Genomic DNA, 9799 nt, shown 5'->3' with positions numbered 1-9799 from the left:
AACCCCGGACCCGCTGATTAAGAGTCAGCTGCTCTAACCAACTGAGCTAGCGGCGCCTGCCGACTCGAAAATAATACCCGGTGGTCCGAGGTGCTCCGGACCAGGCGCCATGGTTCTGAATCGTCAGGCCTGGACCGTCAGCCCTGGATCGTCAGTGACAGTGCCATCGGGGCCGCTCTGCGATTCAGCGTCTCCGCCGCCGAGCGCAGCCGGTGCGCGTACTCGACCGGGAGCGAGAGCGCCAGACAGCCCACCGTGGAGCCCGCCGTGAGCGGGACCGCCGCGCAGACCGTCCCGACCGCGTACTCCTGGAGATCGAGCACGGGAACCGTCGGCGGCCGGCTGTCCAGCCGGGAGAACAGCAGACGCTCGCTGGTGATCGTCCGGGAGGTGAAACGGGCGATCTTGTGGCGGGCGAGATGCTCCCGGCGGCCGTTCCGGTCGAGCTGAGTCAGCAGACACTTGCCGATCGCGCTGGCATGGGCCGTGGAGCGGAAGTCGACCCACTCGTTGACCGCGGGCGTCAGCGGGCCGTCGGCGATCTGGGTGACCTTGATCTCGCCGTCGATGTACCGGCTGAGATAGACGGCCGCGCCCACGGAGTCGCGCAGCTCGTAGAGCGACTCCTGAAGCCTGGCCTCCAGTGCCTGCCGGCGGGCGTGACCCGAGCCGAGCAGCGCCAGCGAGTCACCGATCACATAGGCGCCGTCCGCGACCCGCTCCACATATCCCTCGCGCCGCAGCATCGAGAGGAGCGGCGTGAGATGTCCGCTCGGCAGTCCGCTCTCCCGTGCGATCTGGACATCGGTCACTCCGGCGCCGCCGTACTTGGACACGGCCTCCAGAACGCGCAGGACGTACCGCACCGAGTGGAACGGCGCGGTCGGCTCCGGCTTCAACGCCACGGTTCCGCCCTCCCCAGGCCCTGCCTCACGTACTGCCTTGAGTACTGCCTCATCTCCCGCCTCGCGTCCTGCCTCGTGTCCTGTCAGGCTGTGACCGCGAGCTCACGCTTTTCCGCTCACCACGATAGCCGCGAAGAGCCCTGTACGGGCCGCCTTTTTGGCCACAGGAAATGCGCGAGAGTTTCACAGGATCGCCCCAAGGAACTCGCGCGTCCGTTCGTGCTCCGGCGCCGAGAAGATTCTTTCCGGCGGGCCGGACTCGATGACCGTGCCGGAATCGAACATCAGGACCTCGTCGGAGATGTCCCGGGCGAAGTTCATCTCATGGGTCACACAGAGCATCGTGATGTCCGTGGTGCGGGCGATGTCCCGCAGTACGTCCAGCACTCCGGCGACCAGTTCCGGATCGAGCGCCGAGGTCACCTCGTCCAGCAGCAGGATCCGCGGTCGCATCGCGAGCGCGCGGGCGATCGCCACGCGCTGCTGCTGGCCGCCCGAGAGCTGGGCCGGCTTGGCCTCGCAGCGGTCGCCGAGGCCCACCAGATCGAGCAGCTCACGGCCGCGCGCCTCCGCCTCGTCCCTGCTCAGACCGAGCACCCGGACCGGCGCTTCGGTGACATTGCGCAGCACGCTCATGTTCGGGAAGAGATTGAACTGCTGAAAGACCATGCCGATGTTCTTGCGTATCTCGCGGACCTCCTTGGGGCCCGCCGGAAAGAGTTGGTCGCCGCTGACGGTGATGGTGCCCTCGTCAGGCCGTACCAAGGTCATCAGCAGCCGCAGAATCGTGGTCTTGCCGGAGCCCGACGGGCCGATCAGAGTGACATGTTTTCCCGGCCTCACCGAGAAACAGAGGTCGTCCAGGACGGTGTTCTTGCCGAATCTCTTGGTGACCTTGTCGAAACGGATCAGTTCATCGGCGTTCGTGTTCGCGCTTGTGGGAGGGAAGTCAGCGGACAAGACGGCGCTCCAGGGCTCGCATCAGAAGTGAAGCCGGGTAGGCGATGAGGATGAAGGCGATACCGACCACGGTCAGCGGTTCGGTGTACTGGAAGGTGGACGCGCTCTCCAGCCGGGACTGCTGGAGCATCTCCAGCACACTGATCCCGGCGAGCAGCGGTGTGTCCTTCAGCATCGAGATGACGTAATTCCCGAGCGCCGGCACGATCCTGCGGATCGCCTGCGGCAGGATCACCGCCGTCCAGGTCCGGCCGACGGGCAGGCTGAGCGCCGTGGCCGCCTCCCACTGTCCGGCCGGCACCGCGTCGATCCCGGCGCGGTAGACCTGTGCCGTGTACGTCGAGTAGTGCAGCCCGATCGCGATGGTCCCGGTGGTGAGCCCGGAGAACTGCACGCCCCACTCGGGCAGGACGAAGAAGAAGAAAAAGAGCTGCACCAGCAGCGGAGTGTTCCGGATGAATTCGGTGACGGCATGGACCGGCCACCGTACGAAACGTGTTCCCGCCCGGAATCCGATCGCCCAGAGAAGACCGAGCGTGAACGAGAGGAGCGAGCCGAGCACCAGCACCTGAAGAGTGAGAAGCAGGCCGTCCCAGAAACGAGGCATGAAGTCCGCGACCGCGGACCAGTCCCAGCCGTTCACCGGGCACCTCCCGATGTGGTGACGATGCCTATTCCGGCCTTGGTCTTCCGTTCCAGCGCCCGCATTCCACGAGTGAGGACAAAGGCGAGCACAAAATAGATCACCAGCGTCACCGAGTAGATCTGGGCGCTCTCCTGGGTGGCCAGCCGCACCAGATAGGCGGCGAACGACACATCGGCCACACCGAGCAGCGAGACCAGCGCGGTGCCCTTCAGCAGTTCGACGAGCAGATTGCAGAACGGCGGGATCATCTCCGGTACCGCCTGCGGCAGCATGATCAGCCGCAGCCGCTGACAGGGCGTGAAGTTCAGCGCGATACCCGCTTCGCGCTGCGCCGGAGCCACCGAGTTGAGCGCGCCGCGCACGACTTCTGCGCCGTACGCTCCGTACGACAGTCCCAGCGCCAGCACCGCCGCCCACATCGGGACGAGCGCCCAGCCGAACAGGCTCGGCATGACGAAGAAGAGCCAGAACATCAGCACCAGCGCCGAGGTGCCCCGGAAGATCTCGGTGTAGCAGCCCGCCAGAAAGCGGACCGGGCGCGCGCGATGCGTACGGGCCGTTCCCACGGCGAAGGCGACGACGGTGGCCAGCGCCGCGCTGTACAGCGTGAGTTGAACGGTGATCCAGATGCCCGGAAGCATCCACTGTGTCCAGAGGCCGGCTGTCATGCGCACAGCTCCTCTGCCGTCAGCGTGGTCATCTCCGTCTCGGTGAAGCCGAACGGCCGGAGAATACGGAACAGTTCGCCGCTCTTCTTCATCCGGTGGATCTCGGTGTTGACGGCGTCACGGAGATCCGTGTCGGTGGGCCGGAAGGCGAAACCGCCGCCGTCGATCTTCTTCTTTCCGTCCACGACCGGAGCGAACGGCTCGGTTGCCTCGGCCTTGCGGCTCTTCTTCACCACGCTCCGGCCGGTGAGCGCCGTACCCGCGAAGACATCGACACGGCCGGACTCGACGGCGTTCAGCCCGGCCACCGGATCCTGGAGAATGACGATCTCCTTCTCCGGCACTCCGGCGGATATCGCGTAATCGATCTCCGCGTAGCCGGTGCCGGTGGCGAATGCCGCTCCGGTCCGCACCACATCCTGGTACGAGCGCAGCCCTTTCGGGTTTCCTTTGGGCACGATGAACGCGTCGAGCATCTGGTATTCGGGATCGGCGAAGATGACCTGGGCGCAGCGCTCCTTGTTGATGTACATCCCGGCCGAGACCACGTCGAACTGCTGGGAGTTCAGCCCGGGAATCAGCGAGGAGAAATCGGTGGCCACCGGCTGTACGCCCGCGACACCGAGCCGCTTGAAGATCACCTTGGCGAGTTCCACCGCCTCGCCCGTGAAGTCGCCCTCCTCGTCGATGAATCCGTACGGCGCCTCACCGGCGATTCCGAGGCGCACCGTGCGCTGCGACTTCAGCCGGGCGAGGGTGTCACCGGAGGGAATCCGGCTGCATCCCGCGGTGCCGATCGCGCCGGTGGCGCCCAGCACCGCCGTACCCAGCAGCAGCGAACGGCGTCTCAGGAACGGCGGCTCTGTCGTTTCCGTCGTTTCTGCCGTTCTTCTCTTCTTGTGCTCCGGTGGTGAGGCCATGGCCGCGCGGCTACCCGGCTTCATTCGGATCATGCGTCCTTGACTCGGTCGATCAGACGAGGACCATGGGGGCATGACCGACCGATTTGTGACTGTGTCACTGGACAAGCGCGGGGTCGAGTGCACCGCGAAACTCCTGGATGACCGGGCTCCGGTCACCTGCGCGGCGGTATGGGAGGCACTGCCGCTGGGCTCGGACGTGTATCACGCGAAATACGCCCGCAATGAGATCTACGCGCTGTTCCCGGCCTTCGCCGCCGAGGAGCCACCGCTGGAGAATCCGACTGTTACTCCCATTCCGGGCGATCTCTGCTACTTCACCTTCTCCGAGACGGAGCTGGGCACTTCGTCGTACGGCTATGACGAGCAGGCCGTGCGCGGTCGCCGTACGGTCGTGGATCTGGCCCTCTTCTACGAGCGCAACAATCTGCTGATCAACGGCGACATGGGATGGATCCCGGGCATCGTCTGGGGCTCGGTGGTGGACGGCCTCGACCGGATGGCCGAGGCCTGCCAGGACCTGTGGCGCGCGGGCGCCATCGGCGAAACGCTCAACTTCCGCCGGGCATAGGTCCTGTCCGACCGGACAGGACCTGGTCCTATGGCCGGCTATCGCCGCCCGGTGCCGGGATCCGTGCCGCGCCCGACTCGTACAGCGCGTGTGCCGCGCGCATGACCAGTGCGTCATGGTGCCGGGCGGCGACGAGCTGCACTCCGATCGGCAGTCCGTTCGCGTCCACTCCGCACGGCACGCTCGCGGCGGGCTGCTGCGTCAGATTGAACGGATACGTGAACGGCGTCCAGCCCGTCCAGCGGTGCAGGCCCGAGCGCGCCGGCGTCTCCGCGCCCGCCTCGAACGCGGTGATCGGCAGCGTCGGTGTGACCAGCAGGTCGTACGACTCATGGAACCGGCCCAGCCGCCGTCCCAGCTCCATCCGCGTGTCCACCGCCGCCAGATACTCCAGCGCGCTGTACCGCGCGCCGGTCGCGCAGATCTCGCGCAGCCCGGGATCGAGAAGCTTCCGCTGCTCCTGGTTGAGCGGCTGCACCAGCCGGGCCGCGCCGCTGAACCACAGTGTGTGGAAGGCCTCCACCGGATCGGTGATATCCGGATCGGCCTCCTCGATATACGCGCCGAGCTCGGCGAGCCGGCTCACCGCGTTCCGTACGGCGGAGGCCACCGCGGGCTGTACGGCGACCTGGCCGCCGAAGGAGGCGGAGTACGCGATCCGCAGCCCGTGCACACCGTCGGCCAGTGAGTCGCTCAGGGCCGGAGCCGGCGCGAGCTGCGACCAGTCCCGCCGGTCGGGGCCGCTGATCACATCCAGCAGCAGCGCCGCGTCTGCGGCGTCCCTGGTCATCGGCCCGGCGTGGGCGAGCGTGCCGAACGGGCTGGACGGATAGACCGGCACCCGCCCGTACGTCGGTTTGAGCCCGAAGATCCCGCAGAAGGACGCCGGGATACGGATCGAGCCGCCGCCGTCCGTACCGATCGACAGCGGGGCCGCGCCCAGTGCCACCGCCGCCGCGCTGCCACCGCTGGATCCGCCCGCCGTACGGGAGCGGTCGTACGGATTACGGGTCACTCCGGACAGCGGCGAGTCCGTGACGCCCTTCCAGCCGAACTCCGGCGTGGTCGTCTTGCCGACGAGAACCGCGCCGTGCTCCCGCATCCGCGCTACGGCCGGCGCGTCCTCGTCCCAGCGGCCCTCGGGCCGTACGGTCCTCGAACCGCGCAAGGTCGGGCCGCCGCGCTGGAGGAAGATGTCCTTCACCGAGACCGGCACACCGTCGAGCAGCCCTTGTGGCTCCTTCTTGCGCCACCGTCCCGCCGACTCTTCCGCCTGGGCGAGCGCCGACTCGGCGTCCACCCGGACGAAGGCGTTGACCAGCGGCTGGACCGCCTCGATCCGCTCCAGCACCGTACGAACCGCCTCGACCGGCGAGAACTCGCCCTGTTCGTAGCCGACGAGAAGCTGCCGCGCGGTGAGGTCGGCGAGGCCGGACGGATCGGAGGGGACGCGCGGGACGTGCGTGGTGGGCGGGGACTGCGGCTCGGTCCGGTGCGTGTGATCAGTCATGCATGGGGACGTACCCACGTTTCTTGTCCACCACGTTGGGGAGCGGCTTTCCGGCGGCCCAAAGTTCATACAATTCCACGAACTGTGCGCCCAGGCGGTCGCGCCAGCCGACCGTGTCACCGCTCATATGCGGGGACACGATCAGTCCGGGCACGTCCCACAGCGGGCTCTCCGGATCCAGCGGCTCGTGCTCGAAGACATCGAGTGCCGCGCCCGCGATCCACCGCTTGGACACCGCGGCGATCAGATCGCTCTCCACGACGAGCTGTCCTCGTCCCACATTGATGAAGTGCGCGGAGGGCTGCATCAGCCCGAAGAGCCGCGCGTCGAACATCCCGCGCGTCGCGTCAGTCAGCGGCGCCGCACTGATCAGCCAGTCGGCCCGGGTCACCAGCCGGTCGAGCTGCTCGGGACCGTGCACGCCGGGACGGGCCGTACGGCCGGTGACCGCCACCGTCACTCCCAGTTTCCGCAGTGTCTGGGCCACGGCCCGGCCGATCGGGCCCGCGCCGATCACCACGGCCCTGCTCTCCGCGACCCGGAGCGCCTCGCGATGGCGCCAGCGGCGCTGTCGCTGGAGCTCCAGCGTGCCGGGCAGGTCCTTCGCCATGGCGAGCACCAATCCGGCGACATATTCGGCGATGGGTTCCTCGAAAATGCCCCGGGCATTGGTCACGACCGTGTCGGAATCGATCAGCTCGGGACAGAGCAGCCGGTCCACACCCGCGCTCGCGGTATGCACCCAGCGAGGCCGCGGGCCCTTTCCCGGCCATGCGTTCCTTACCGCGTCGGAGGTGAAATCCCACACCAGCAGAACGTCGGCGAGCGGGAGTTGGGCCGCGAGGCCGCTTTCGTCCGAGTGGCGGATACGCGCCTTGCCGGTGAGCCGGCCGAGACGTGGCGGAGGATCCGCCTCCAGAACGAGGAGCGTGGGTACTGGCATGGCAAGGAGCCCTTCTGCCGGAACCGGTCGGGCGGGTCTGCGGGCGGTCTGCGAGCGGGGCTGATGGTGCGGTTGATTTCCGCCGGGGAAAATCCGTGCAACGTCTGAGATGGGCGGATTGACCACGCTTGCACCTGGCTCTTACCGTCGTCAATAACAGGCTAAGGGGGCCCGACTTGCAAGTCTCCTTTCTGGGTGGACCACAACCGCAGCGTGGAGTGGGTGTGGTCGCCCCTTTCGATTTCGCCCTTGATCGCGAATTGTGGCGCTGGGTGCCCGACGACATCTCGCTGCGCGTGACCAGGACGCCTTATGTGCCCGTCGAGGTCTCCCTCGATCTGGCCAGGCTGGTCAGCGAGCACGAGACGCTCGGTGAGGCCGTACGGGCACTCGGCGCGTCCGAGCCCGAGGTGATCGCGTACGCCTGCACCTCGGGCAGTTTTGTCGGCGGACCGGTTGGCGAGCGCGCCATGTGCGAGGCGATGACCCGGGCGGGCGAGGTGCCCTCGCTCACCACGACGGGAGCCCTGGTCGAGGCGCTGGAGGAGCTGGGCGCGAGCAGGATCGCGCTGGTCACGCCCTATACGGAGTCGGTCACCCAGGCGCTGGAGGACTATCTGGCGGAGGTCGGGGTAACCGTGACTGGGCGCGCCTTTCTGGGGCTGACGCGGCACATTTGGAAGGTGCCCTATCGCTCGGTCGTGGACATGGCGCGCGAGGCCGTCGTCGGGTCGGCGGACGCGCTCTTCATCAGCTGTACGAATCTGCCGACATATGACGCGATTCCGCAGTTGGAGGCGGAGCTGCGGATGCCGGTGCTGTCCGCCAACCAGGTGACGATGTGGGCGGCGCTGCGCAGGCTCGGGGCGCACGCGGTCGGTCCGTACCAAGGGCTGCTGCTCGACCGCCGGGAGGCGGGCGAGGCGCACTACGTACGCGACGTGCGGGACGCGTACGAGCCGCCCGGCGAGACACGGGAGGTGTCCATACCGTCGATACAGGCCCTGCCGCCGGTGGTGCCGATGGGACCGGTCGCGCCGATCGGACCGATGGGGCCCGCCATATCACCCGCGTCACCCGCGTCATCCGTGTCATCCGTGTCACCCGCGTCATCTGTGGAGCCGCTGCCCGAATCGTCCACCGAGTCCCTTCCGGAGCCGCTGCCTGATGAGTGATGAGTAAGGAAGGCTGGACATGACCACCGTCGGATTCCTCTATCCCGGACACTCCGCCGAGGACGACTATCCACGCATGGAGGCGCTGTTCGGCATCGACATCCGGCTGGCCGTCGTCCACACCGACATCGGTGAGGACGCCCACCGCGTCGACGCGCTGATCGAGATGGGCTCGGCGGACCGGCTCGCCGAGGGCGTGGCGGAGCTTCGGCTGGCGGGCGCCCAGTCCGTGGTCTGGGCCTGTACGAGCGGGAGCTTCGTGTACGGGTGGGAGGGCGCCCACGAGCAGACACGCACCCTGGCCAGGGCCGCGGGGCTGCCGGCGTCGAGCACGTCGTTCGCCTTCGCCCACGCCGTACGGGAGCTGGGTGTGGAACGGGTCGCCGTCGCGGCCACCTATCCCGAGGACGTCACCGGCTACTTCACCGCCTTCCTCAAGTCGGCCGGGACCGAAGTGGTCGCGGACCGGGCCAGCGGGATCATCACGGCGGCCGAGGTCGGCACCTGGGGATGGGACCAGGTACTGGAGCTGGCCCGCGCGGGCGACCATCCGGACGCACAGGCCGTCCTGCTCCCGGACACGGCCCTGCACACGGCGGCGTATGTGCCCGAGCTGGAGGAGGCGATCGGCAAGCCGGTCCTGACCGCGAACCAGGTGTCGGTCTGGGAAGGGCTGCGGCTGGCGCAGCGCAGGGTGTGGGCTCCGCGGCTCGGCACGCTGTTCGCGAGCAGGGAGTAGCGGGCACCGCCGGGCGGGCACTACCGGGCGGGCGTGACTGCGCAGGAATAAACAGCCGGGCAGGAATAACCGGAGAGCCCCTCCTGTTGCAGCCCTTCTGTACGCGTGTACGCACTTCCGCGCAGAAGGGTCAGACCGGTGGACGACCACGACACGAGCCGAGGCACGACGGACGCGATTCGGGGTACGGCACAGGGCACGGCCCCAGTGCCTCTCTCCGTACTGGACCTCGTCACGGTGGGCAAAGGCTCCACCGCCGCCGAGTCGCTCCGTACGAGCGTCGCGCTGGCGCGGCTCGCCGAGAGCAGGGGCTACCACCGGCACTGGGTCGCCGAGCACCACTCCATGCCGGGCGTCGCGTCCTCGTCGCCCGCGGTGATCCTCGCCCATCTCGCCGCCCACACCGAGCGCATCAGGCTCGGCTCGGGCGGTGTGATGCTGCCCAACCACGCGCCGCTGGTGATCGCCGAGCAGTTCGGCACGCTGGAGGCGCTCGCTCCCGGCCGTGTCGATGTGGGCCTCGGACGCGCGCCGGGCACCGACGGGGCCACGGCGGCGGCGCTGCGCCGCTCCGATGGGCTGCGCGAGGGCGCCGACGACTTTCCGCAGCAGCTCACCGAGCTGACCCGGTTCCTGGACGACGACTTCCCCGACGGCCATCCGTACTCCCGTATCCACGCCGTCCCCGGACCGGTCCAGGGCCCCACCGCCCGGCCGCCGATCTGGCTGCTCGGCTCGTCCGGCTTCAGCGCGCGGCTTGCC

11 protein-coding genes are annotated in these 9799 nt (G+C 68.2%); 4 read left to right on the top strand and 7 right to left on the bottom strand.

All coding sequences use genetic code 11. From position 1 onward, the window contains the following. Positions 1–137: 137 nt before the first annotated feature. From GA0115259_RS22475 to ehuB, 5 genes are all read right to left on the bottom strand, one after another. Entirely contained in the window at positions 138–905 is a 768-nt protein-coding gene (locus GA0115259_RS22475; RefSeq protein WP_093600155.1) for an IclR family transcriptional regulator, read from the bottom strand. Positions 906–1088: 183 nt separating this feature from the next. Next, entirely contained in the window at positions 1089–1865 is a 777-nt protein-coding gene (locus GA0115259_RS22470) for an amino acid ABC transporter ATP-binding protein (protein ID WP_093600152.1), read from the bottom strand. Further along, positions 1855–2472, bottom strand: a complete 618-nt coding sequence (gene ehuD / locus GA0115259_RS22465) for an ectoine/hydroxyectoine ABC transporter permease subunit EhuD (protein ID WP_202450241.1) — start codon at positions 2470–2472, stop codon at positions 1855–1857. Before ehuD ends, GA0115259_RS22470 begins: the two co-directional genes overlap by 11 nt. A gap of 32 nt (positions 2473–2504) precedes the next feature. Beyond that, positions 2505–3179: an ectoine/hydroxyectoine ABC transporter permease subunit EhuC gene (ehuC, locus tag GA0115259_RS22460; RefSeq protein WP_093600146.1), complete on the bottom strand. Its 675-nt coding sequence runs from the start codon at positions 3177–3179 to the stop codon at positions 2505–2507. Then, positions 3176–4123 carry an ectoine/hydroxyectoine ABC transporter substrate-binding protein EhuB gene (ehuB, locus tag GA0115259_RS22455; RefSeq protein ID WP_176732620.1) on the bottom strand — a complete coding sequence of 316 codons (948 nt, stop codon included), beginning with the start codon at positions 4121–4123 and terminating at the stop codon, positions 3176–3178. The genes ehuC and ehuB overlap by 4 nt, the downstream gene beginning before the upstream one ends. Positions 4124–4172: 49 nt before the next feature. On the opposite strand from ehuB, the gene GA0115259_RS22450 reads away from it, so the two are divergent. After that, complete coding sequence (locus GA0115259_RS22450) at positions 4173–4670, top strand: DUF3830 family protein (RefSeq protein ID WP_093600143.1); 498 nt, start codon at positions 4173–4175, stop codon at positions 4668–4670. A 28-nt stretch (positions 4671–4698) separates the two neighbouring features. Here GA0115259_RS22450 and GA0115259_RS22445 read toward each other — a convergent pair whose 3' ends face one another. Beyond that, the gene (locus tag GA0115259_RS22445; RefSeq protein WP_093600140.1) at positions 4699–6180 is read right to left on the bottom strand and encodes an amidase; all 1482 of its coding nucleotides are present in this window, start codon (positions 6178–6180) and stop codon (positions 4699–4701) included. Next, on the bottom strand, positions 6173–7123 hold the full coding sequence (locus GA0115259_RS22440) for a D-2-hydroxyacid dehydrogenase (RefSeq protein ID WP_093600136.1): 951 nt from the start codon (positions 7121–7123) through the stop codon (positions 6173–6175). The genes GA0115259_RS22445 and GA0115259_RS22440 overlap by 8 nt, the downstream gene beginning before the upstream one ends. Before the next feature lie 176 nt (positions 7124–7299). On the opposite strand from GA0115259_RS22440, the gene GA0115259_RS22435 reads away from it, so the two are divergent. From GA0115259_RS22435 to GA0115259_RS22425, 3 genes are all read left to right on the top strand, one after another. Then, entirely contained in the window at positions 7300–8298 is a 999-nt protein-coding gene (locus GA0115259_RS22435) for a maleate cis-trans isomerase family protein (protein WP_161230435.1), read from the top strand. A 19-nt stretch (positions 8299–8317) separates the two neighbouring features. Then, positions 8318–9037 (top strand): maleate cis-trans isomerase family protein, encoded by a 720-nt coding sequence (locus GA0115259_RS22430; RefSeq protein WP_093600133.1) that lies wholly within the window; start codon positions 8318–8320, stop codon positions 9035–9037. Positions 9038–9175: 138 nt separating this feature from the next. Next, a partial coding sequence (locus GA0115259_RS22425) for an MsnO8 family LLM class oxidoreductase (RefSeq protein WP_141716656.1) occupies positions 9176–9799 on the top strand: 624 nt, incomplete at its 3' end.

The sequence above is a fragment of the Streptomyces sp. MnatMP-M17 genome, from assembly GCF_900091995.1.
Classification (GTDB): Bacteria; Actinomycetota; Actinomycetes; order Streptomycetales; family Streptomycetaceae; genus Streptomyces.
Note: the sequence above shows the minus strand (reverse complement) of the source record. Positions and strands in the feature narration are given on the sequence as shown.